This is a genomic window from Streptomyces sp. FXJ1.172, from assembly GCF_001636945.3.
Classification (GTDB): Bacteria; Actinomycetota; Actinomycetes; order Streptomycetales; family Streptomycetaceae; genus Streptomyces.
Genome location: NZ_CP119133.2, coordinates 2,367,766 through 2,389,725, shown reverse-complemented (window position 1 = coordinate 2,389,725; position 21,960 = coordinate 2,367,766). Strand labels below are relative to the sequence as shown.

General features: G+C 72.3%; 18 protein-coding genes. 14 read left to right on the top strand and 4 right to left on the bottom strand.

Annotated features, from left to right (window positions below; genetic code table 11):
- Positions 1-102 precede the first annotated feature (102 nt).
- The 9 genes from A6P39_RS10615 to A6P39_RS10575 all read left to right on the top strand — a co-directional run bounded on the left by A6P39_RS10615 (position 103) and on the right by A6P39_RS10575 (position 9,450).
- A complete protein-coding gene (locus tag A6P39_RS10615; RefSeq protein WP_067055279.1) occupies positions 103-2,721 on the top strand; it encodes an MFS transporter in 2,619 nt (872 codons plus the stop codon).
- A gap of 144 nt (positions 2,722-2,865) precedes the next feature.
- Positions 2,866-4,173: a bifunctional 3-oxoadipate enol-lactonase/4-carboxymuconolactone decarboxylase PcaDC gene (gene pcaDC / locus A6P39_RS10610; protein ID WP_079133802.1), complete on the top strand. Its 1,308-nt coding sequence runs from the start codon at positions 2,866-2,868 to the stop codon at positions 4,171-4,173.
- 34 nt (positions 4,174-4,207) lie between these two features.
- The gene (locus A6P39_RS10605; RefSeq protein WP_067055284.1) at positions 4,208-4,843 is read left to right on the top strand and encodes an MBL fold metallo-hydrolase; all 636 of its coding nucleotides are present in this window, start codon (positions 4,208-4,210) and stop codon (positions 4,841-4,843) included.
- Between the two features lie 40 nt (positions 4,844-4,883).
- Positions 4,884-5,663, top strand: a complete 780-nt coding sequence (locus A6P39_RS10600; protein ID WP_067055287.1) for an exodeoxyribonuclease III — start codon at positions 4,884-4,886, stop codon at positions 5,661-5,663.
- A gap of 15 nt (positions 5,664-5,678) precedes the next feature.
- Positions 5,679-6,098, top strand: coding sequence for a DUF6278 family protein (locus A6P39_RS10595; RefSeq protein WP_067055288.1), 420 nt, complete (start codon positions 5,679-5,681; stop codon positions 6,096-6,098).
- A gap of 136 nt (positions 6,099-6,234) precedes the next feature.
- Entirely contained in the window at positions 6,235-6,978 is a 744-nt protein-coding gene (locus tag A6P39_RS10590) for an amino acid ABC transporter ATP-binding protein (protein ID WP_067055291.1), read from the top strand.
- A 17-nt stretch (positions 6,979-6,995) separates the two neighbouring features.
- A complete protein-coding gene (locus A6P39_RS10585) occupies positions 6,996-7,919 on the top strand; it encodes a glutamate ABC transporter substrate-binding protein (RefSeq protein ID WP_067055294.1) in 924 nt (307 codons plus the stop codon).
- Between the two features lie 11 nt (positions 7,920-7,930).
- Positions 7,931-8,575 (top strand): amino acid ABC transporter permease, encoded by a 645-nt coding sequence (locus tag A6P39_RS10580; protein WP_067055297.1) that lies wholly within the window; start codon positions 7,931-7,933, stop codon positions 8,573-8,575.
- A complete protein-coding gene (locus A6P39_RS10575) occupies positions 8,572-9,450 on the top strand; it encodes an amino acid ABC transporter permease (protein ID WP_067055300.1) in 879 nt (292 codons plus the stop codon). The genes A6P39_RS10580 and A6P39_RS10575 overlap by 4 nt, the downstream gene beginning before the upstream one ends.
- Positions 9,451-9,498: 48 nt before the next feature.
- Here the strand turns inward: A6P39_RS10575 and A6P39_RS10570 are convergent, their stop codons facing one another.
- Positions 9,499-11,067, bottom strand: a complete 1,569-nt coding sequence (locus A6P39_RS10570) for an alpha/beta fold hydrolase (protein WP_067055303.1) — start codon at positions 11,065-11,067, stop codon at positions 9,499-9,501.
- Positions 11,068-11,176: 109 nt separating this feature from the next.
- On the bottom strand, positions 11,177-11,917 hold the full coding sequence (locus A6P39_RS10565) for a hypothetical protein (RefSeq protein ID WP_067055306.1): 741 nt from the start codon (positions 11,915-11,917) through the stop codon (positions 11,177-11,179).
- Between the two features lie 142 nt (positions 11,918-12,059).
- Here A6P39_RS10565 and ggt point away from each other — a divergent pair, with 142 nt between their 5' ends.
- Positions 12,060-13,862, top strand: a complete 1,803-nt coding sequence (gene ggt / locus A6P39_RS10560; RefSeq protein ID WP_067055309.1) for a gamma-glutamyltransferase — start codon at positions 12,060-12,062, stop codon at positions 13,860-13,862.
- 58 nt (positions 13,863-13,920) lie between these two features.
- Here the strand turns inward: ggt and A6P39_RS10555 are convergent, their stop codons facing one another.
- On the bottom strand, positions 13,921-16,461 hold the full coding sequence (locus tag A6P39_RS10555; RefSeq protein WP_067055312.1) for an ATP-dependent Clp protease ATP-binding subunit: 2,541 nt from the start codon (positions 16,459-16,461) through the stop codon (positions 13,921-13,923).
- Between the two features lie 113 nt (positions 16,462-16,574).
- Positions 16,575-17,351, bottom strand: a complete 777-nt coding sequence (map, locus tag A6P39_RS10550; RefSeq protein WP_067055316.1) for a type I methionyl aminopeptidase — start codon at positions 17,349-17,351, stop codon at positions 16,575-16,577.
- A 54-nt stretch (positions 17,352-17,405) separates the two neighbouring features.
- Between map and A6P39_RS10545 the strand changes: the two genes are divergently transcribed.
- From A6P39_RS10545 to A6P39_RS10530, 4 genes are all read left to right on the top strand, one after another.
- Entirely contained in the window at positions 17,406-17,666 is a 261-nt protein-coding gene (locus A6P39_RS10545) for a helix-turn-helix domain-containing protein (protein WP_067055319.1), read from the top strand.
- Positions 17,667-17,770: 104 nt separating this feature from the next.
- Positions 17,771-19,627 carry a hypothetical protein gene (locus tag A6P39_RS10540; RefSeq protein ID WP_275883841.1) on the top strand — a complete coding sequence of 619 codons (1,857 nt, stop codon included), beginning with the start codon at positions 17,771-17,773 and terminating at the stop codon, positions 19,625-19,627.
- 204 nt (positions 19,628-19,831) lie between these two features.
- Positions 19,832-20,674, top strand: a complete 843-nt coding sequence (locus A6P39_RS10535; RefSeq protein WP_067046001.1) for a nitrilase-related carbon-nitrogen hydrolase — start codon at positions 19,832-19,834, stop codon at positions 20,672-20,674.
- Positions 20,671-21,954, top strand: coding sequence for an aspartate aminotransferase family protein (locus A6P39_RS10530; RefSeq protein WP_067045999.1), 1,284 nt, complete (start codon positions 20,671-20,673; stop codon positions 21,952-21,954). The genes A6P39_RS10535 and A6P39_RS10530 overlap by 4 nt, the downstream gene beginning before the upstream one ends.
- Positions 21,955-21,960 lie beyond the last annotated feature (6 nt).

Below are 21,960 nucleotides of genomic sequence, written 5' to 3'. Positions count from 1 at the left end.
ACGTGAGTGATGATCGGCACGGTCCGTCGGAGAGGGCTCGTACATGAGCCTCGGAGCCGGGCAGTGCCCGGGGGGCGAGGCGAGGCAAGGAGATTCGCACGCATGACCATGTCCGCGTCCCCGGCCCGCGGGGGAACCGCAGAGATATCCACGACACCACCACCGCCGGCCGGCAGACTGACCCACCGCCAGATCATGACGATCCTCAGCGGCCTGATGCTGGGGATGTTCCTCGCGGCGCTCGACCAGACCATCGTCAGCACCTCGATCCGCACGATCGCCGACGATCTGCACGGTCTGAGCGCGCAGGCCTGGGTCACCACCGCGTACCTGATCACGTCCACCATCAGCACGCCGCTGTACGGCAAGCTGTCCGACATCTACGGCCGCAAGCCCTTCTTCCTCGCGGCCATCTCGATCTTCATCGCGGGCTCGGCGGCCTGTTCGTTCGCCACCTCGATGACGGAGCTGGCCGCCTTCCGGGCCTTCCAGGGCATCGGCGCGGGCGGGCTGATGGCACTGGCGCTGGCGATCATCGGTGACATCGTGCCGCCCCGCGAGCGGGCCCGGTACCAGGGCTACATGCTCGCGATGTTCGGCTCCTCCAGCGTGCTCGGCCCGCTCATCGGCGGTTTCCTGGCGGGCCGCGCCAGCATCCTGGCCATCACCGGCTGGCGCTGGGTGTTCCTGGTCAACGTCCCGGTCGGCATCATCGCCCTCTTCGTCGTCGCCAAGGTGCTGAACCTTCCGCACACCCGCAGCGAGCACCGCATCGACTGGTGGGGCGCCCTCACCATCGCCATCGGCGTGGTGCCGCTGCTGCTCGTGGCCGAGCAGGGCCAGGACTGGGGCTGGACCTCCACCAAGGCCGCCGTCTGCTACGGCGTCGGCGCGGTCGGCCTGATCGTGTGGGTACTGGTCGAGCGGGCCATGGGCGAGGAGGCCCTGATCCCGATGCGGCTGTTCCGCAGCGCGGTGTTCAGCAAGATGAGCCTGCTCTCCGTGATCATCGGCATGGGCATGTTCGGCGGAATGATGATGGTTCCGCTGTACCTGCAGATCGTGAAGGGCGTCAGCCCCACCAAGTCCGGCCTGCTGATGCTGCCGCTGATGGTCGGCATGATCGCCGGCACCATCGTCGTCGGACGCATCATCCAGCAGACCGGCAAGTACAAGATCTTCCCGGTCATCGGCACCGTGCTGATCATCGCCGCCATGCTGCTGTTCCACTACCGGGTGCAGTGGGACACTGCGCTGCCGGAGACCATGGCCTACATGGCGCTGTTCGGCATCGGCCTCAGCGGCTGCATGCAGATCCTGACCCTGGCCGTGCAGAACGCCGTCGAGCCCAAGGACATGGGCGTGGCGACCGCGTCGGCCACCTTCTTCCGGCAGATGGGCGGTACCGCCGGTACGGCGGTCTTCCTCTCGGTGCTGTTCAGCACCGTCGGCGACAAGATCAGCTCCGCCTTCCGCTCCGCCGCCCACACGCCCGCGTTCCAGGCCGCGCTCCACGACCCGGCCGTGCGGGCCAACCCGGCGAACGCGCCCGTGCTCGCGATGTTCAAGCACCCCGGGGCGGGCGGCGGCAGCGGCTCCGGCGTGCTCGACGACTCCTCGTTCATCCAGCGGCTCGACCCGCGCCTGGCCCAGCCGTTCAAGGCCGGCTTCACCGACTCGATGCAGCTCGTCTTCCTCCTCGCGGCGGCCGTGATGGTCCTGGGCTTCCTGGTCGCGGTGTGGACCAAGGAGGTGCCGCTGCGCAAGGTCTCCGGACTGGAGGCGCAGGCCGCGCAGGACAACGGCGGCCCGGCCGAGGAACAGGCCGCACCCGCACCCGCGGTCGCCGAGCCGGCCGCCGCCGGCCGTGCTGTCACCGAGCCCTCCGCGGGCGCGGCCCGGTCCACCGCCGAGCCGGTCGCCGACCGGTTCGAACCGGTGCGCGGCGCGGCGCCGTACGGCGTGCGCGGCCGGGTGCTGGACGGGACGGGCGCGCCCGTGCCGCAGGCCGTCATCACGCTGATCGACATCAACGGACGGCAGCTCGGCCGCGCCGTCAGCGGCGCGGACGGGAGCTACGCGGTGGACGTCACCGGCCCCGGCACCTACGTGCTGATCGGTGCCGCCGGTGCCCGTCAGCCGCAGGCCGTCACGGTGGTCGTCGGCGAGGAGCCGGTCGAGTGCGATCTCGCGCTCAGCGGCACCGTCGCCCTCACCGGCTCCGTCCGGGACGCCGCCGACGGACAGCCGGTGCCGGGCGCGCTGCTGGTCGCCACCGATGTGCGCGGCGAGGTCGTGTCCTCCGGGACCTCGGCCGACGACGGCGCCTTCACGCTCACCGATCTGGTCCCCGGCGGCTACACGCTCGTGGTGAACGCGGCCGGACACCGCCCGGCCGCCCTCCCCGTCGACGTCACCCCGGGAGCCACCGACCCCTACGAGATCCGCCTCGAACCCGGCGCCCGGCTCCACGGCGTGGTCAACGGCGCCGCCGGCAGCCCGCTCGAGGACGCCAAGGTCACCCTGCTGGACTCGGCCGGGAACGTGGTCGGCACCACGATCACCGGCTCCGACGGCGTGTACGGGTTCACCGACCTCGACGGCGGTGAGTACACCGTCATCGCCAGCGGCTACGCGCCGGTCGCCGCGTCGCTGCGCCTGGACGGCAGCGGTGTCACGGGCTTCGACGTCGAGCTGTCCCACCAGGACGGCACCCGCTAGCACCACGCCACCCACCCCCGCGGGAGGCCCCGGCCGGGCCTCCCGCGGTCGTTTCCGGGCCGGGGCAGGCACCGCACGCCGCCCACGAGGTGAGCGCGTGGCCCCCGGACCGCCGTATGACCCCGTCGCCGGGCCGGCCGCGGGATGTGGGAGCGTGGAAGGGTGAGCACGACGACGACCAAACATCTCGAACACAGCTTTGACGGGCCGGAAGGCGCCCCGGTCCTGGTCCTTGGACCCTCCCTCGGAACGACACGCCACATGTGGGACCGCCAGGTCCCGGAGCTGGCCAAGCAGTGGCGGGTCTTCCGGTTCGACCTGCCCGGACACGGCGGTGCCCCCGCTCACCCGGCCGGTTCCGTCGCCGAGCTGACGGCGCGGCTGCTGGCCACGCTGGACTCGCTCGGTGTGCAGCGGTTCGGCTACGCGGGCTGTGCGCTGGGCGGCGCGGTCGGGATCGAGCTGGCGCTGCGCCACCCCGAGCGGCTCGCCTCGCTGGCGCTGGTCGCCGCCTCGCCCCGGTTCGGGACCGCCGACGAGTTCCGCCAGCGCGGGGTGATCGTGCGCACGAACGGGCTCGAACCGATCGCCCGGACCTCGCCGGAGCGCTGGTTCACCGGCTCCTTCGCCGCCGCCCAGCCCGCGATCACCGAATGGGCGGTGCAGATGGTCCGCACCACCGACCCCGGCTGCTACATCGCCGCCTGCGAGGCGCTCGCCGCCTTCGACGTACGCGCCGAGCTGGGCCGGGTCGGCGCGCCGACGCTCGTGCTGGTCGGCTCCGACGACCAGGTCACCGGCCCCGCCGAGGCCCGCACCCTGGTCGCCGGCATACCGGACGCCCGGCTCGCCGTCGTCCCCGGCGCCTCCCACCTGGTCCCGGTGGAGCAGCCCGGCGCCGTCTGCGACCTGCTGGCGCACCACTTCGCCACCGCCTGGCAGCAGCCCTACGACACCGGCCAGACGGCCCTGCCGAGCCTGCCCGCCCTCCCGGTCCCGGCCGCGCCGCCGCAGCCCGTGCCGGTCGCCGAGATCGCCCCTGCCGCCGTACCGGCCGAGGCCCGCGTGCCGTCCGACCGGTACGAGAGGGGGCTGAAGCTCCGCCGCGAGGTGCTCGGCGACGCGCACGTGGACCGGGCCCTGGCCGCGGCCGACGGTTTCTCCGGTGACTTCCAGGACCTGCTCACCCGCTGCACCTGGGGCGAGATCTGGGACCGGCCCGGCCTGGACCGCCGTACCCGCAGCTGCATCACGCTGACCGCGCTGGTCGCGGGCGGCCACCTCGAGGACCTGGCCTCCCACACCCGGGCCGCCCTGCGCAACGGCCTCACCCCCGACGAGATCAAGGAGGTCCTGCTCCAGACGGCCGTGTACTGCGGGATGCCGGCCGCGAGCAGGGCCTTCCGGGTGGCCCAGGAGGTCGTCCAGGAAGAGACCACGCCCGCCGGGTGAAACACCGGCCGCCCGGCGCGGCAGGATGGCCGGCATGAAGCTCACGAAGAAGTCCCATGCCTGTGTCCGCCTGGAGAAGGACGGACAGACCCTCGTCATCGACCCCGGCGGCTTCAGCGAGGAGGACGCCGCGCTCGGCGCCGACGCCATCCTGGTCACGCACGAGCACCCGGACCACTTCGACGAGTTCCGGCTCCGGGCCGCGATGGAGAACAACCCCGCGGCCCGGATCTGGACGCTGAAATCCGTCGCCGAACGGATCACCGCGGCCTTCCCGGGCCGGGTGCACACCGTCGGCCACGGCGACACCTTCACCGCGGCCGGCTTCGACGTGCAGGTCCACGGCGAACTGCACGCCGTGATCCACCCGGACATCCCGCGCATCACCAACGTCGGCTATCTGCTCGACGCCGGCAGGGTCTTCCACCCGGGCGACGCCCTCACCGTCCCCGGCCACCCGGTGGAGACCCTGATGCTCCCGGTGATGGCCCCCTGGAACAAGATCTCCGAGGTCATCGACTACGTCCGCGAGGTGCGGCCACAGCGCGCCTACGACGTCCACGACGCCCTGCTCACCGACCTCGCCCGCCCCATCTACGACCGCCAGATCGGCGCCCTGTGCGGCACCGACCACCGGCGGCTGGCCCCGGGAGCCTTCGCCGAGGTGTGAGCCGGGCCGGTTGTCACACCCTCCGGGTAGGTTGTGAGGCATGCGTATCGCCACCTGGAACGTGAACTCGATCACCGCCCGCCTCCCGCGGCTGCTGGCCTGGCTGGAGAGCAGCGGCACCGACGTGCTGTGCCTGCAGGAGGCCAAGGTCGCCGAGGAGCAGTTCCCGTTCGACCAGCTGCGCGAGCTGGGCTACGAGTCGGCGGTCCACGCCACCGGCCGGTGGAACGGCGTGGCGGTGCTCTCCCGCGTCGGTGTCGAGGACGTGGTCAAGGGCCTGCCGGGCGACCCGGGCTACGACGGTGCGCAGGAACCCCGCGCCATCTCGGCGACGTGCGGCCCGGTCCGCGTCTGGTCGGTGTACGTGCCGAACGGCCGCGAGGTGGAGCACCCCCACTACGCCTACAAGCTCCAGTGGTTCGAGGCCCTGAAGGCGGCCGTCGCCGGTGACGCGGGCGGCAGCCGCCCGTTCGCCGTCCTGGGCGACTACAACGTGGCACCGACGGACGACGACGTCTACGACCCGGCCGTCTTCGAGGGCTCCACCCACGTCACCCCCGCCGAGCGCGCCGCCCTCACCTCCCTGCGCGAGGCCGGCCTGAACGACGTGGTGCCGCGCCCGCTGAAGTACGACCGCCCCTACACCTACTGGGACTACCGCCAGCTCTGCTTCCCGAAGAACCGCGGCATGCGCATCGACCTGGTGTACGGCAACGCCCCGTTCGCGGGGGCCGTCAAGGACGCCTACGTCGACCGCGAGGAGCGCAAGGGCAAGGGCGCCTCCGATCACGCGCCCGTGGTGGTCGACCTCGACGTGTGATGCCACGCTGGGTCCATGAACCTTCCGTTCCTGGGCCACCGGCACAAGAAGAACGGCGACGCGGCACTGCCTTCCGACCCCGAGGGCGTCGCCGCCCTGCTGTCCGAGTGCGAGCTGCTGCGCTCACAGGCGGACCGCGCGGGCATCCGCCTGGACGACACCCCGGCCTCCCTCCAGGCCCTGGACCAGCTCGTCCCGCGCTGGCGCGACGACGCCGAGACCGTGACCCGGCTCGGCCATGACGCCGGGCTCTATCTGGGCACGGTCGTGGTGCGCACCGTGCCCGGTGCCGCCTGGCGGATCCGCTGCGACGCCGAACCCGTCGTACTGCTGGCCTCGGGGCGGGAGATCGAGGTCGCGGACGCCGGGCAGGGGTGGGCCGCGAGCGGTGTTCCCGAACTGTCCCAGCTGTACGCGGAGATCGCCGAGGCCTGAGCCGCCCCGGGCGCCCGCAGCACCAAGTGCGGTAAATACGGCTAATGCCCGAAAAGTGCGTGTCGTCCCCCGGCCCCACCGGTGTCTGGATAGTTTGCGGCAACCACGACACAGCTGAGAGTGGGTAGGGCTGGGTATGGCCGTCGATCCGTTGATCGAACTGCTGGGCGTCAACAAGTACTACGGGGACCTCCATGTCCTCAGGGACATCGACCTCACCGTCGGCAAGGGGGAGGTGGTCGTGGTCATCGGCCCGTCGGGGTCGGGGAAGTCGACGCTGTGCAGGACGATCAACCGGCTGGAGACCATCCAGTCCGGCACCATCACGCTCGACGGGCAGCCGCTGCCCCAGGAGGGCAAGGCCCTCGCCCGGCTGCGCGCCGAGGTCGGCATGGTCTTCCAGTCCTTCAACCTCTTCGCCCACAAGACGGTCCTGCAGAACGTCTCCCTCGCGCAGGTCAAGGTCCGCCGGCGCACGAAGGACGAGGCCGACCGCCGCTCCCGTGAACTCCTGCAGCGGGTCGGCCTGCTCGCGCAGGCCGGCAAGTACCCCGCGCAGCTCTCCGGCGGCCAGCAGCAGCGCGTGGCCATCGCCCGCGCCCTCGCCATGCAGCCCAAGGCGATGCTCTTCGACGAGCCCACCTCCGCCCTCGACCCGGAGATGATCAACGAGGTGCTGGAGGTCATGCGGCAACTCGCCCGCGACGGCATGACCATGGTCGTCGTCACCCACGAGATGGGCTTCGCCCGCGCTTCCGCGAACCGGGTCGTGTTCATGGCCGACGGCCGCGTCGTCGAGGACCGCGCCCCGGAGGAGTTCTTCACCGACCCGCGCAGCGAGCGCGCCAAGGACTTCCTCTCCAAGATCCTCAAGCACTGAGCGGGGGAAGACGAACCGTGATCCGTACCACCCGTGCGCCCCGCGCCCGGTGCGCCGCCCTGTGTGCCGCGCTGGCGCTGCTCGCCGCCGCCTGCGGCAAGGAGGGCAGCCCGCCCGGCAAGGGCCCGGCCGCCGACCGGCTCCCGCACTACGAGACCGCACGCGGCTTCAGCCTGCCCGCCTCCTCGACCTGGACCCGGGCGAGGAGGCGCGGCTACCTCACCGTGGGCGCCAAGGAGGACCAGCCCTACCTCGGCGAGAAGGACCCGGCGACCGGCACCTACTCCGGGTTCGACATCGAGATCGCCAGGATGATGTCCGCCTCCCTCGGCTTCCCGCCGGGCACCATCCGCTTCCGCACGATCGCCTCCGCCAACCGCGAGACCGCCCTGCAGAACGGCCAGATCGACTACTACGTGGGCACCTACACCATCAACGCCAACCGCAAGAAGCTCGTCGGCTTCGCCGGGCCGTACTTCATGGCCGGGCAGTCCCTGCTGGTCCGCAAGGACGAGAACGGCATCCACGGCCCCCGGGACCTCGACGGCAGACGCGTGTGCTCGGCGGCCGGCTCCACGCCGTACCAGCGCATCCGGGCCGACTACCCGAAGGCGGTCCTGGTCGGCTACGACACCTACTCGGTCTGCGTCGACAACCTGCTCACCTACCAGGTCGACGCGGTCACCACCGACGACGCCATCCTCATCGGCTACGCGGCCAAGGCCCCCCACGAGCTGAAGGTCGTCGGCGAGCCGTTCTCGAAGGAGCCGTACGGCATCGGCGTCCCGCGCAGCGACAACGCCCTGCGCTTCGCCCTCAACGACGCACTGGAGGCCCGCCAGAGGAACGGCGACTGGAAGAAGGCCTACGAGGCCACGCTCGGCCTGTCCGGCGTGCCCGCACCCAGCCCGCCCGCGATCGACCGCTACCCGGCGACCTGAGCGAGGACGGCATGAACGTACTGACGAGCAACATCTCCGCCTACGCCCGGGGTTTCCTCGGCACCCTCGAACTCACCGTCTTCGCCGGGCTGCTGGCGCTGGCGCTGGGCTTCGTGATGGCGTCCTTCCGGGTCGCCCCCGTCGCCTCCTTGCGTGTCTTCGGCACGGTGTGGGTCACCGTGCTGCGCAACACCCCGCTCACCCTGCTGTTCTTCGCGGTGGTGCTCGGGCTGCCCCGGTTCGGACTCGTGCTGCCCTTCCAGCTGTTCGCGGTCCTCGCCCTCGGCTGCTACACCTCGGCGTTCATCTGCGAGGTGCTGCGCTCGGGCATCAACACCGTCCCCCGCGGGCAGGGCGAGGCGGCCCGCAGCCTCGGCATGACCTTCGGCCAGACACTGAACCTGATCGTGCTGCCGCAGGCGTTCCGGTCGGTGATCGGGCCGGTCGGCTCCACCCTCATCGCGCTCGCGAAGAACTCCGCGATCGCGGGCGCGTTCAGCGTCACCGAACTGCTCGGCACCTACAAGACCCTGAGCGAGCTGGGCTACAACATCGTCTGGACCTTCGTCTGGATCGCCGTCGGCTACCTGATCGTCACGCTCGCCATCAGCGCGCTGTTCCATGCGCTGGAGCGCACCTGGGGAGTCGCCCGATGACCGACGCCACCGCCCTCTACGACCTCCCCGGCCCGCGCACCCGGCAGCGGCACCGTCTCTACGCCGTGGTGTCCACCGCGGTCATCCTCGGCCTGATCGCCTGGATCCTGTATCTGCTGTTCGACACCGGCCAGTTCACCTACACCAAGTGGATGCCCTTCGAGTACAAGGGCATCCAGGAACTGCTGCTGCGCGGCCTCGGCAACACCCTGAAGGCCTTCGCGGCCGCGGCCGCGCTCTCCCTCGTCCTCGGCGGGGTGCTGGCCACCGGGCGGCTCTCCGACCACCGGCCGGTGCGCTGGTCGGCCACGGTGGCCGTGGAGTTCTTCCGCGCCATGCCCGTCCTGGTGATGATCTTCTTCATCTTCGTGGCGCTCAAGGTGCAGCCGCTGCCCGCCCTCGTCACCGGACTCGCCCTCTACAACGGCTCGGTGCTCGCCGAGGTCTTCCGCTCCGGGGTGAACGCCGTCGAACGCGGCCAGCACGAGGCCGCGTTCGCGCTCGGCATGCGCAAGACCCAGGTCATGGCGCACGTCCTCGTCCCGCAGGCCGTACGCGCCATGCTGCCCGCCGTCATCAGCCAGTTGGTGGTCGCCCTGAAGGACACCTCACTCGGCTTTCTCATCACCTACGAGGAGTTCCTCCATGCCGGGAAACTGATCGCCTCCAACCTCGACTACGATTTGCCGTTCATCCCTGTGGTGATGGTGATCTCGCCGATCTACATCGGGATGTGCATGCTGCTCTCGTGGTGCGCCGTCCGGGTGTCCCGCCGGGAGCAGCGCAGCCCCAAGACCGAGGCCGTGACGGTTGCCACGCCGGGTCCTGGGGCGCTGCTGCCAGGTGGGGAGCCCCCCATGGCCCCGAAACCCTAGGGGGGCGGCAGTTCACACGGGCCAGGCTCGTCCGGCGGCAGCCGGAGATCACTGCTCGCCGAGCGGGACGGACACGTACGACGGGTCGTCCGGGGGCGAGGAGAAGGTCAGCTGCGCGCCGGACGGGTTGTGCTCGATGTACAGCGGGTCGACGGTGTCGACGACCAGCGCGAGGTGGTGTCCGGCGGGAACGTCGTAGGCCGTGGAGAAGAGGTCCAGGTCCACGTCGAACGGTGAGCCGGGCGTTCGCCCGTGCCAGGTGTACGGCGCGTGGGTGACCAGCTTGCCGAGGCCGAGCGGCCCCACGTCGTACAGGTAGGCGACGAGGGTGCCGCTCTCGGCGGTCGGGGTCAGCGTGGTGTGCAGGCGGGCCGTGCCGCGCACCCGCTGCGGGCCGGCGTACGTCTGCGACCGCCACACCGCCGCCCAGCGGCGCGGCAGCAGCGGCATCGACGCCACCGGCGGCAGCTCGGCCACCTGGTCGAGGATGCTGGAGAGGAACACGATCCCGCCGTCCGCGCCGGAATCGACGTTCGCGTGGATCGTGGTGGAGCCCGCGAGCGCGATCTTCGTGCGGGTCGCGCCGACCGACTTCCAGTCCGGGTAGCCCTCGTACCCCCCCGCGCCACGGGACTTCAGCTGGACCGGCTGTTCATGGTCGATGCCGTTGCCGACGCCCTTGAGATAGTGGTCGAACCAGCGCGCGGTGTCCGTCCAGACGTCGTTGGGCAGCCCGAACAGGCCGGTCAGCTCGGCGGTCGCGTGGTCGCCGGGGCGCAGCTCCAGCCGCTTGGGCACCTTCAGCTTCTCGTAGAAGGCGGCGTACTCGTTCGGGTTGAAGACGGTGTCGCCCCAGGCGTTGGCGAGCAGGACCGCGGCGCCGTTCCTGTTCAGCTGGTCGACATACGTCGCGGGGGAGCGCTTGCGGCCCCAGGCGATCATCTCCTGCTCCTTCGACAGGTTCGAGGAGTACAGGTTGTCGAACATCTCGCGCAGTTCGGGGCTCTCGCGGCCGGTGAGGGTGGCCGAGCCGTCGAGCACGGCGAGCGCCTGGACGTGCTGGGTGCGGCCCGAGTAGATGGAGTCGACCAGGTCCGCCCAGCCGCTCAGCGCCGCCACCGCCTTGACCCGCTTGTCGTGGGCGGCGGCGAGCAGGCTGATCCCGGCGCCGTACGACACCCCCGCCATGCCCACGTGCGCCGGGTCGGCCGGGGTGTGCGCGAGACCCCAGTCGATGACCTTGGAGGCGTCCGCCACGTCCGGCGGACCGGCCACTTCTATCTGCCCGCCGGACTGCCAGAAACCGCGCACGTTGTAGCTGAGCACCACATAGCCGGCGTCGGCCAGCTTCTGCGCCTGCGCCAGATACTCCACCTGGGGCAGGGACCAGCTCGTGGGCAGCACGATGAGCGGGTAGCGGTGCGAGCCGTCCGCGTGCGCGGGCGTGACGACGTTGGCCTTCAGCACGGTGCCGCCGTCGCCGGTGATGTCCACGAAGCGCGGCGCCGGGGACGCGGCCTGGGCGGCCGGGGCCAGACCGACGACCCCGCCGGTGATCAGCGCCGCCGAGACGGCGGAGGCGGCGGTGCTGCGCCAGGCGGTGCGGCCTTGTCCCATGGGTCACTCCTTCACTCGTCAACAGTGCAAAGTGACCCGACGGTAACCTCGGCCCCTTACCGCAAGTAACCCGTCGGTAAGTTACGTGCCGGTAAAGATTGTTGAACCGCTAAGCGGCCCTGCCGGCGGCCGTTTCCGGAAGCGGTGTCCGCGCCGCCCGTGTCACGTCCGCCACCAGCTCGACCACGTCCGGGCCGTACGCGTGCGAGTTGAGCACCTTCAGCAGCAGCACGAACGAACCGGTGCCGTACTTGCGGTGCAGCCGCTCGTGGTGGCGGGCGAGATAGCGCGTGGCGGCCTGGTTGGTGATGGCGCTCTGGCCGCAGAACAGGAACACCGGCCGGGCCTGGCCGCCCGCGGTGACCCGGGCGAGCAGCACGTGCTCGGCGGTGCCCCGCGCCATCCGGTAGTGCTCGCCGCCGATGCGGAAGGCGCCCCGCTCGGGCCCGGGCTCCGCGTCGGTGTCGATGGCGAGGCCGGGCAGCATCGCGGTCATGTGGGCGGCCATCCGCCGGTTGGAGGACGGCCCGCCCACGCAGAACTCGGTCCGCTCGCCGAAGCCCTGCTGGACCGCGTCCTGGGTGACCACCTGGGCGTTCGCCCCGCAGTCCTTGATGAGCGCGGCCAGCTCCAGCAGCGCGAACACGTCGAAGCGGTGCACCGCCGGTTCACCGGCCGCCGGGTCGCGGTTGACGACGAGCAGCGACTCCGCGTTCTGCGGCAGCCCGAAGAACGCCTGCTTGCGCCGCAGCTTGCGCCGCCACAGGTACGTCCGGGCGAGCCAGCCCAGCGAGGCCGAGATGCCGGTCGCCACCAGGCCCAGGATGATGTTGCGCAGGTCGTCGTCCATGGCCGCGCATGGTAGCGGCCCCAAGCGACCAGTTGCGTACCGGTGTTCGATGCGTTGTGCCCGTCGCCGGGGGCCGAGGCCCACTGTCGGGGGTCCGACAATATGGCTACGCTGCGCTGACCGGTCCCGACGGGAGGTTCGGATGGGTCGTCCTGACAGACGGAAGCTGGCGATCGCGGCGGTCTCGGCCGCACTGGTGTCGATGGGCGCGGCGGCGCCTCCCGCCGCGACGAGCGGCACACCCGCCAAGGTCCCGGTGGCCGTCGGTTACGGCGGCGCCGTCGCGAGTGTCGACGCGGACGCCACCGCCGCCGGCATCGAGGTCCTCAGACACGGCGGCAACGCGGTCGACGCGGCCGTCGCCACCGCCGCGGCGCTCGGAGTCACCGAGCCCTACTCCTCCGGCATCGGCGGAGGCGGCTACTTCGTCTACTACGACGCCAAGTCCCGTACGGTGCACACCATCGACGGGCGCGAGACCGCACCGCTGAGCGCCGACAAGAACCTCTTCGTGGAGAACGGCAAGCCGCTCTCCTTCACCGACGCCGTCACCAGTGGCCTGAGCGTCGGCACCCCGGGCACGCCCGCCACGTGGCAGACCGCGCTGGACGCATGGGGCAGCCAGAAGCTCGGCACGGTCCTGAAACCCGCCGAGCGCATCGCCCGGGACGGCTTCACCGTCGACGACACCTTCCGCTCGCAGACGGCGGCCAACGAGACCCGGTTCCGCTACTTCCCGGCCACCGCCAAGCTGTTCCTGCCGAACGGGCAGCTCCCGGTCGTCGGCTCCACCCTCAAGAACCCCGACCTCGCCCGGACCTACGAGGAACTGGCCCGCGAGGGCGTCGGCGCCGTCTACCACGGCGACCTCGGCCAGGACATCGTGGACACGGTGAACAAGCCGCCGGTGGACCCCGGTTCGGGCTACCACGCCCGTCCGGGCCGGCTGTCCGCGAAGGACCTCGCCGTCTACGGGGCCAAGCTGCAAAGGCCCACCGAAACCTCGTACCGGGGCCTGAAGGTGTACTCCATCGCACCCTCCTCCTCCGGCGGCACCACGGTCGGCGAGGCGCTCAACATCCTCGAGCGGACCGACCTGTCGAAGGCGAGCGAGGTGCAGTACCTGCACCACTTCATCGAGGCCAGCCGCATCGCCTTCGCCGACCGGGGACGCTGGGTCGGCGACCCCGCCTTCGAGGACGTACCGACCAGGCAGCTGCTGTCACAGCGGTACGCCGACTCGCGTGCCTGCCTGATCAAGGACGACGCCGTCCTCACCAGCCCGCTCGCCCCCGGCGACCCGCGCCACCCGGCGCCCTGCGCCAAGGGCGCCGCGGCGGCGCCGACGACGTACGAGGGCCAGAACACCACGCATCTGACCGTCGCCGACAGGTGGGGCGACATCGTCTCCTACACGCTCACCATCGAGCAGACCGGCGGCAGCGCCATCACCGTGCCCGGCCGGGGCTTCCTGCTCAACAACGAGCTGACCGACTTCTCCTTCACCCCGGCCAGCCCGGCCGTGCACGACCCGAACCTGCCGGGCCCGGGCAAACGGCCGCGCTCCTCCATCTCGCCGACGATCGTGCTGGACCGGCAGGGCCGGCCGGTGGTGGCACTCGGTTCGCCCGGCGGAGCCACCATCGTCACGACCGTGCTGCAGACCCTGACCGAGTTCCTCGACCGGCACCTCCCCCTGGTCGACGCCATCGCCGCACCCCGCGCCAGCCAGCGCAACGCGGCCCGGACCGAACTCGAACCCGCCCTTTACAACGGTGACTTGAGGAAACAGCTGGAGGCCATCGGCCACTCGTTCTCCCTCAACCCCGAGATCGGGGCGGCCACCGGCATCCAGCGCCTGCCGGGCGGCAAGTGGCTGGCCGCCGCCGAGAAGGTGCGCCGCGGCGGCGGCTCGGCGATGGTGGTGGACCCGGCGGCGCCGTGACGGACGCCCGCCCGCCCCGCGGCGCCGGCACCCCGCCGGGGACCGGCGCCGTATCCGCTCACGGCTCCGGCGCGGGCGGCTGGGAGCGGCCCGCGCGGAAGTCCAGGCGGCCGTCCTCGACGTCCACCGTCACCCGGGCGCCCTCGGAGACCGCGCCGCTCAGCAGCAGCCGGGACAGCTGGTTGTCCACCTCCCGCTGGATGGTGCGGCGCAGCGGGCGGGCGCCGTACTCGGGCTGGTAGCCGCGCTCGGCGAGCCAGTCGACGGCCGCGTCCGTGAAGTGGACCGTGACGCCCTGCGCGTCCATCAGCCGCCGGGTGCTCTCCAGCAACAGGTCGGTGATCTGCCGCAGTTGCTCGCCGGTCAGCTGCCGGAAGACCACGATCTCGTCGATGCGGTTGAGGAACTCCGGCCGGAAGTGCTCGCGCAGCGGCCTGAGGATCTGCTCGCGCCGCGCCTCCTCGTCCGCCGCCGCGCCGCCCGGCCCGAACCCGATCCCCCCGCCGCGCCGGGTGATCGCCTCCGAACCGAGGTTGCTGGTCATCACGATGACCGTGTTGGTGAAGTCCACCGTCCGGCCCTGGGAGTCGGTCAGCCGGCCGTCGTCGAGGACCTGCAGCAGGATGTTGAAGACGTCCGGGTGGGCCTTTTCCACCTCGTCCAGCAGGAGCAGCGAGTACGGGTGCCGGCGGACCACCTCGGTGAGCTGCCCGGCCTCCTCGTGGCCGACGTACCCGGGCGGGGCGCCGACCAGCCGGGAGACCGTGTGCCGCTCCTGGTACTCGCTCATGTCGAGGCGGACCATGCGCTCCTCGCTGCCGAACAGCGCCTCGGCGAGCGCGCGGGCCAGCTCGGTCTTGCCGACGCCGGTCGGGCCGAGGAACAGGAAGCTGCCGATCGGCCGGCGGGGGCTCGCGAGGCCCGCGCGGGAGCGCATGACGGCCTCGGAGACCACGGCGACGGCCTCCTCCTGGCCGACCACCCGCTCGTGCAGATGGCCCTCGAGGTTCAGGAGCCGTTCCTTCTCCTCCTGGGTGAGGCTGCTGACCGGAATGCCGGTCTGCCGGGACACCACCTCGGCGACGGCCTCCGCCGTCACCTCCAGGTCCAGCCCCTCGTCGGCCTTCTCGTCGCCGCTCGCCTCGGAGATCCGCCGTTTCAGCTCCGCGATCCGGTCGCGCAGCTGCTTGGCCTCGTCGTAGTCCTCGCCGGCGACCGCCTGGTCCTTGTCCCGTACCAGCTGCTCGACCTCGTGCTCCATCGTGCGCACGTCGGTGCCCTTGGTCCGGGCGCCCAGCCGTACCCGCGCGCCCGCCTGGTCGATCAGGTCGATGGCCTTGTCCGGCAGCCGCCGGTCGGTGAGGTAGCGGTCCGACAGCTGGACGGCGGCGACCAGCGCCTCGTCGGTGTAGCGGACCTGGTGGTGGGCCTCGTACCGGTCCCGCAGGCCGCGCAGGATCTCGATGGTGTCCGCGACCGTCGGCTCGGGCACCAGGATCGGCTGGAACCGGCGGGCGAGCGCCGCGTCCTTCTCGATCCGGCGGAACTCCTCCAGGGTGGTTGCGCCGACGACGTGCAGCTCGCCCCGGGCGAGCGCCGGCTTGAGGATGTTGCCGGCGTCCATCGCGCCGCCCTCGCCCCCGGAGCCCGCGCCGACGACGGTGTGCAGCTCGTCGATGAACACGATCAGCCGGTCGGAGTGCGCGCGGATCTCCTCCACGATGTTGTTGAGCCGCTCCTCGAAGTCGCCCCGGTAGCGGGTGCCGGCGACGACTCCGGTGAGGTCCAGCGCGACGACTCTGCGCCCGGCCAGCCCGTCCGGTACGTCCCCGTCGGTGATCCGCTCCGCGAGACCCTCCACGATGGCGGTCTTGCCGACCCCGGCGTCCCCGATCAGGACGGGGTTGTTCTTGCCGCGCCGGGAGAGCACCTCGATGGTCTGCTCGATCTCGGTGTCCCGGCCGATGACCGGGTCGATCCGGCCCTGCCGGGCCATTTCGGTCAGGTCACGGCCGTACTTGTCCAGGGTGGGGGTGCCGGTGGCCCGCTGCCGCTCCGGGTAGACCTGGGTGGCCTCCTGGGCCTCGGGCGCCGGCGCGCCGGTGGGGAACCGGGCCGCGTTCAGGATGTGCCCGGCCGCCGAGTCCGGGTTCGCCGCCAGCGCGTTCAGCACGTGCTCCGGGCCGATGTACCCGGCGCCGCTGGCCCGCGCCATGTCGTGCGCGTCCAGCAGGGCCCGTTTGACGGCCGGGGTGAGGGACAGCGAGGTCGGCGGTGGTACCTCGCCCGGCGGGTGCTGGACCGGGCCCGACCGGTCGTCGATCTCCGTCGCGAGCGAGTCCGGGTCCGCGCCCGCCCGGGTCAGCAGGCTCCGGGTGGGCTCCGCCGCCACGGCCGCGCGCAGCAGGTGCTGGGTGTCCAGGTTCCTGCTGCCGTGCTCGGCGGCGTACAGGGCGGCCCCTCGGACCAGCTCCCGGGCCGGCTGGCTGAGCAGGCGACCGATGTCGATGTGACGGGGCGCCTGCGCTCCGCCGGGGACGCCGCCGAAGAAGCGGGCCAGGAATTCACCGAAGGGGTCAGGAGGGTAGCCGTTGGTCATGGCATGAGTTCCTTCGCTGACGACATGCGGAGCGACCGGGTAACCCGGGGAGGGTTGCTCATGCCCACGATGTCACGATCCGTGGGGGCAGGCATGTTCGCCTGCGGCGCCCCTCAGGGTGTTTCCCTCGCCGTGAGGACGCGCGGACCGCTCTGCGTGATCGCCACCGTGTGTTCGGCGTGGGCCGCGCGGGAGCCGTCGGACGTGCGCAGGGTCCAGCCGTCGCCCGCCGTGTAGTACGCGTCCTTGCCGCCGGCGATCAGCATGGGCTCGATGGCGAGGACCATGCCGGGGCGCAGGGCGAGGCCGCGGCCGGGACGGCCCTCGTTCGGGACGCCGGGGTCCTCGTGCATCCTGCGGCCGATGCCGTGGCCGCCGAAGCCCTGCGGGATGCCGTAGCCGGCGCCGCGGCAGACCTCGCCGACGGCGTGGGCGATGTCGCCCACGCGGTTGCCGGCGACGGCCGCCGCGATGCCGGCCGCCAGGGCGCGCTCTGCCGTGTCGATCAGGCGCAGGTCCGCCGGGCGCGCGCGGCCGGCCGTGAAGCTGATCGCGGAGTCGCCGGCCCAGCCGTCCAGGACGGCGCCGCAGTCGACGGAGACCAGGTCGCCGTCGCGCAGGCGGTAGCGGCCCGGGATGCCGTGCACGATCGCGTCGTTCACGGAGGTGCAGATCACCGCCGGGAAGGGGGTCGGGGCGAAGGAGGGCCGGTACCCGAGGAACGGCGAGGTCGCACCGGCCTTGCGCAGCACCTCCCGGGCCACCTCGTCCAGCTCCAGCAGCGAGACGCCGACGCCCGCGGCCTGCCGTACGGCCGTCAGGGCCTGCCCGACGACCCGGCCCGCCGCGTGCATCGCGTCGATCGACGTGTCCGTCTTCAGTTCCACCATGCCAATTACTATACCGGTATTTAAATGGGGTTCACCGCGAGGGCCGGTATTAGAATGGGCCGCATGGTGCGCACCCCCCTCACCCCCGAAGAGCGCGAACGCGGCGAGCGGCTCGGCCGGTTGCTGCGCGAGGCGCGTGGCGGCCGGAGCATGACCGAGGTCGCCGCGGCGGCGGGCGTCTCGGCCGAGACCCTCCGCAAGATCGAGACGGGGCGGGCGCCGACGCCGGCGTTCTTCACCGTGGCCGCGCTGGCCGTGGTCCTCGGACTGTCGATGGACGAGCTGGCCGCCTTGTCCTCGCTGGTCGCCGCGTGAGGTGAGCGCTCCGCACGCTGCCGGAAAACCGTGCGTAGCGGAGCCGTAACACGACTGGTGTTGCCTGGCGGGCGAAGTGCTGGCGGTCGGGCGGGAGCTGGGCGATGGCGGAGGATCAACTCCCCGGTCGGGTGCGGGAGTTCGCGGGCCTTCTGGACGGCCTGCTGGCGCGCCTGGACCAGGGGGAGGGCTGGAGCGGCGTCTTCTGGCAGCGCGACCCCGAGGGCATGCGGGCCTGCCTGGAGGGGCTCGAGGTGCCGCCGTGGGACGTGGTGGAGGCGCTGCTGGAGGATCTCGCGGTGGTGTACGGAGCGGCCGCCGCGGCCGCCGAGCGGGAACGGGCCGGGATCCTGTACCGGGCCGCCCTTGCCGAGTACGACGCCCGGCCCGGCGCGCGCGAGGCCCTCGCCGACCGCCTCGACGTCATGCTCCGCGAGATGCGGTACGCCGCCGAGCGCCAGGCCGAACTGACCCGCCTGCTGTCCGCCCCGCCCACCGCCGAAGCCTCCGGCTCCCTCCGCCTCGACCTCGCCTGGGCCCGCGACGACCACCTCCGCGCGACCGCCCGCTGCGCCGAACTCCGCAGCCGGCTGGCGGAGTTGGACCGCAGGGCGACCGGCGGCCGGACGGGGGAGGTGCAGGCGCCGGCGGCTGTGGCGGCGGGGCCGGTGCGGGTTCCTTCGCGTGGTGGGGCCGGTTCGCAGTGGGGCGTCGGGGGCGAGGGCGTCGGGCCGGTTCAAGAGTCCGGGCGCGCTGATTCCGGCCCTGTGCGGGTGTCTTCGCGTGGTGAGGCCGGTTCGCAGGGGGGTGTTCCTGCCGGAGGCCCCGGCTCGGCAGTGGATGCCGTCGCCGTCGCGGATCCCGCCGTGCCCCCTGCTCGCGCCGCGCAGGCTCATCAAGTTCCCGGCCGGACCGCCCCCGTCGCGCCCGCCGCCCGGCCGCACCAGGTCCCCGCCTCCGCCGCGCCCCCCGGCCCGGCCCCTCGGTCCCCCCAACTCCTCCGCCCCGCAGGCCCCCTCCCTGCCCAGGCCGCGGACCCCGCCGCGCCCCCTGCTCGTACCCCCCGGCCTTCCCCGGCCCCCGACCCCCGTGCGGGCCTCGGTGTGCCCGCACGTGCGCGAATCCGGCCCGGACCGGATGCCGTGGTCCCGGAGGAGGACGGCCCGGCGGCCGTGCCCCCGGGCCGGTCCGCTCCGCAGCCGCCCCCCGTGCCGGCCGCCCCCGCCAAGCCGCGCAAGCGGCGGCGCGGCAGTGCCCGGTTCGCCGGGATGGGGGAGGACGTGGCCGCACCCGTCGCCGTGCCGCAGGTGGGCGGGCCGGTGGGGTCCGGGCCGCGGGGTGCCGGGTCGGGGCCGCCGCGCGGGGCCCGGTTCGCCGGGGGAGCGGAGCCGGCCGTCGAGGCGGAGCCGGCGAACGCCGAGGAGGCGGATGCCGGGGCCGGCGCGGCGGTCGCCGGTGTCGCCGGGCGGCTGGCGCGGCTGCGGGCCGAGGGGCGCAGCGGGGAGGCGCATGTACTGCTGGCCGAGGTCGCGCAGTGGCCGCCCGGCCGCTTCCCGCCGCTCGCCGACGCGCTGCACCGCGCCGGGCTCGGCGCCGACTGGGCGACCCTGCTGTGGGAGGCCGCCTCGCTGCCCGCCGAGCGGCTGGCCGCTGTCGCCGGGGTGCTCACCGCCGCAGGCCGGGACGCCGACGGGCGGCAATTGCTGCGGCAGGGCGTGGCCCGGCCGGCCGAGCAGCTCGGGGCCGCCGTGCTCCGGCTGGCGGACGAGGGGCGCGGCCGGGAGGTGCGGGCGCTGCTCGACGCCTGTGTGCGCGTACGGACGCCGGAGGAGGCCGCCCGCACCGTCGGGCCCGAACCGGGCCGGCTCGTGCCGCTGCTGCTGGAGGCGGCCCGCGGCGTCGGTGCCGAGCGGTACTGGGATCTTGTGCACGCCCTGCGGGTCGCGGGGCACGCTGCGTGACGGCCGCGCGGTCCTCTCGTCCCGGTGTGCCCCGCTTCCACCCGCCGTCCGGTTCGTCCGCTCACCCACCGGAGTGCGAAACGTGATCGACTCCGCGGGTTGACGACGATGGTCTTGGCAAGGGCCTCCAGGAGGCTTACTTTCGTCCCTCTAGGCCTGCTCTACGGGCGTAGAGGCTCTGGCGTCCCGTCGAAGGAGCAGCTCATGGCCAACGTCGTACGCGCCGCACTGGTCCAGGCGACCTGGACCGGCGACACGGAGTCCATGGTGGCGAAGCACGAGGAGCACGCCCGTGCGGCGGCCCGGCAGGGTGCCGGGGTCATCGGGTTCCAGGAAGTCTTCAACGCGCCCTATTTCTGCCAGGTCCAGGAGCCCGAGCACTACCGCTGGGCCGAACCCGTGCCCGACGGGCCGACCGTGCGCCGTATGCGGGACCTCGCGCGGGAGACCGGCATGGTGATCGTCGTCCCCGTCTTCGAGGTCGAGCAGTCCGGCTTCTACTACAACACCGCCGCCGTGATCGACGCCGACGGGACGTACCTCGGCAAGTACCGCAAGCACCACATCCCGCAGGTCAAGGGCTTCTGGGAGAAGTACTACTTCAAACCCGGGAATCTCGGGTGGCCCGTCTTCGACACCGCCGTCGGGCGCATCGGCGTCTACATCTGCTACGACCGGCACTTCCCGGAGGGCTGGCGGCAACTGGGTCTCAACGGAGCCCAGTTGGTCTACAACCCCTCGGCCACCCACCGCGGGCTGTCGGCGTACCTGTGGCAGCTCGAACAGCCCGCCGCGGCCGTCGCCAACGAGTACTTCGTCGCCGCCATCAACCGGGTCGGACAGGAGGAGTACGGGGACAACGACTTCTACGGGACCAGTTACTTCGTCGATCCGCGCGGGCAGTTCGTGGGCGAGGCCGCGAGCGACAAGTCCGAGGAACTCCTCGTCCGCGACCTCGACTTCGGCCTGATCGACGAAGTGCGGCAGCAGTGGGCCTTCTACCGCGACCGCCGCCCCGACGCCTACGAAGGACTGGTCCAGCCGTGAACGACCTCTACTCCCGTCACCGCCAGGTCCTGCCCGACTGGCTGGCCCTCTACTACGACGAGCCGATCGAGATCACCCACGGCGAGGGCCGGCACGTCTGGGACTCCGCCGGCAACAAGTACCTGGACTTCTTCGGCGGCATCCTCACCACGATGACCGCGCACGCGCTGCCCGAGGTCACCAAGGCGGTCACCGAGCAGGCCGGGCGGATCATCCACTCCTCCACGCTCTACCTCAACCGGCCGATGGTCGAACTCGCCGAGCGCATCGCCCAGGTGAGCGGCATCCCGGACGCCCGGGTCTTCTTCACCACCTCCGGCACCGAGGCCAACGACACCGCCCTGCTGCTCGCCACCGCCCACCGGCGCAGCAACACCGTCCTGGCGATGCGCAACAGCTACCACGGGCGCTCCTTCAGCACGGTCGGCATCACCGGCAACCGCGGCTGGTCCCCGACCTCCCTGTCCCCGCTGCAGACCCTCTACGTGCACGGCGGGGTGCGCACCCGGGGGCCGTTCGCCGAGCTGGACGACCGCGCGTTCACCGACGCCTGCGTGGCCGACCTGCGGGACATCCTCGGGCACACCCGGCCGCCCGCCGCGCTGATCGCCGAGCCCATCCAGGGCGTCGGCGGCTTCACCTCCCCGCCCGACGGCCTCTACGCCGCCTTCCGCGAGGTCCTGCAGGAGCACGGCATCCTGTGGATCGCCGACGAGGTGCAGACCGGCTGGGGCCGCACCGGCGAGCACTTCTGGGGCTGGCAGGCGCATGGCCGCAGCGGCCCGCCGGACATCGTCACCTTCGCCAAGGGCATCGGCAACGGCATGTCCGTCGGCGGGGTGATCGCCCGCGCGGAGATCATGAACTGCCTGGACGCCAACAGCATTTCGACGTTCGGCGGCACCCAGATCACCATGGCCGCGGGGCTCGCCAACCTCACCTACCTCCTCGAGCACGACCTGCAGGGCAACGCCCGCCGGGTCGGCGGACTGCTCATCGAGCGGCTTCGGGCCGTCGCCGCCCAGCTGCCCGGCGTGCGCGAGGTGCGCGGACGCGGGCTGATGATCGGCGTCGAACTGGTCAGGCCCGGGACGGACGAGGCCGATCCGCGGGCGGCCTCCGCCGTCCTGGAGGCGGCCCGCGAGGGCGGCCTGCTCATCGGCAAGGGCGGCGGCCACGACACCAGCGCCCTGCGGATCGCCCCGCCGCTGTCCCTGACCGTCGCAGAGGCAGAGGAGGGCGCGGCGATCCTGGAGAGGGCGCTGAGGAGTACGTTCTAGCACTGG

Bases quoted from the DNA above. Each gene is read 5' to 3' on its own strand.
- A6P39_RS10615 (WP_067055279.1), top strand. From the start codon at position 103: ATGACCATGTCCGCGTCCCCGGCCCGCGGGGGAACCGCAGAGATATCC.
- pcaDC (WP_079133802.1), top strand. From the start codon at position 2,866: ATGTGGGAGCGTGGAAGGGTGAGCACGACGACGACCAAACATCTCGAA.
- A6P39_RS10605 (WP_067055284.1), top strand. From the start codon at position 4,208: ATGAAGCTCACGAAGAAGTCCCATGCCTGTGTCCGCCTGGAGAAGGAC.
- A6P39_RS10600 (WP_067055287.1), top strand. From the start codon at position 4,884: ATGCGTATCGCCACCTGGAACGTGAACTCGATCACCGCCCGCCTCCCG.
- A6P39_RS10595 (WP_067055288.1), top strand. From the start codon at position 5,679: ATGAACCTTCCGTTCCTGGGCCACCGGCACAAGAAGAACGGCGACGCG.
- A6P39_RS10590 (WP_067055291.1), top strand. From the start codon at position 6,235: ATGGCCGTCGATCCGTTGATCGAACTGCTGGGCGTCAACAAGTACTAC.
- A6P39_RS10580 (WP_067055297.1), top strand. From the start codon at position 7,931: ATGAACGTACTGACGAGCAACATCTCCGCCTACGCCCGGGGTTTCCTC.
- A6P39_RS10575 (WP_067055300.1), top strand. From the start codon at position 8,572: ATGACCGACGCCACCGCCCTCTACGACCTCCCCGGCCCGCGCACCCGG.
- A6P39_RS10570 (WP_067055303.1), bottom strand. From the start codon at position 11,067: ATGGGACAAGGCCGCACCGCCTGGCGCAGCACCGCCGCCTCCGCCGTC.
- A6P39_RS10565 (WP_067055306.1), bottom strand. From the start codon at position 11,917: ATGGACGACGACCTGCGCAACATCATCCTGGGCCTGGTGGCGACCGGC.
- ggt (WP_067055309.1), top strand. From the start codon at position 12,060: ATGGGTCGTCCTGACAGACGGAAGCTGGCGATCGCGGCGGTCTCGGCC.
- A6P39_RS10555 (WP_067055312.1), bottom strand. From the start codon at position 16,461: ATGACCAACGGCTACCCTCCTGACCCCTTCGGTGAATTCCTGGCCCGC.
- map (WP_067055316.1), bottom strand. From the start codon at position 17,351: ATGGTGGAACTGAAGACGGACACGTCGATCGACGCGATGCACGCGGCG.
- A6P39_RS10545 (WP_067055319.1), top strand. From the start codon at position 17,406: ATGGGCCGCATGGTGCGCACCCCCCTCACCCCCGAAGAGCGCGAACGC.
- A6P39_RS10540 (WP_275883841.1), top strand. From the start codon at position 17,771: ATGGCGGAGGATCAACTCCCCGGTCGGGTGCGGGAGTTCGCGGGCCTT.
- A6P39_RS10535 (WP_067046001.1), top strand. From the start codon at position 19,832: ATGGCCAACGTCGTACGCGCCGCACTGGTCCAGGCGACCTGGACCGGC.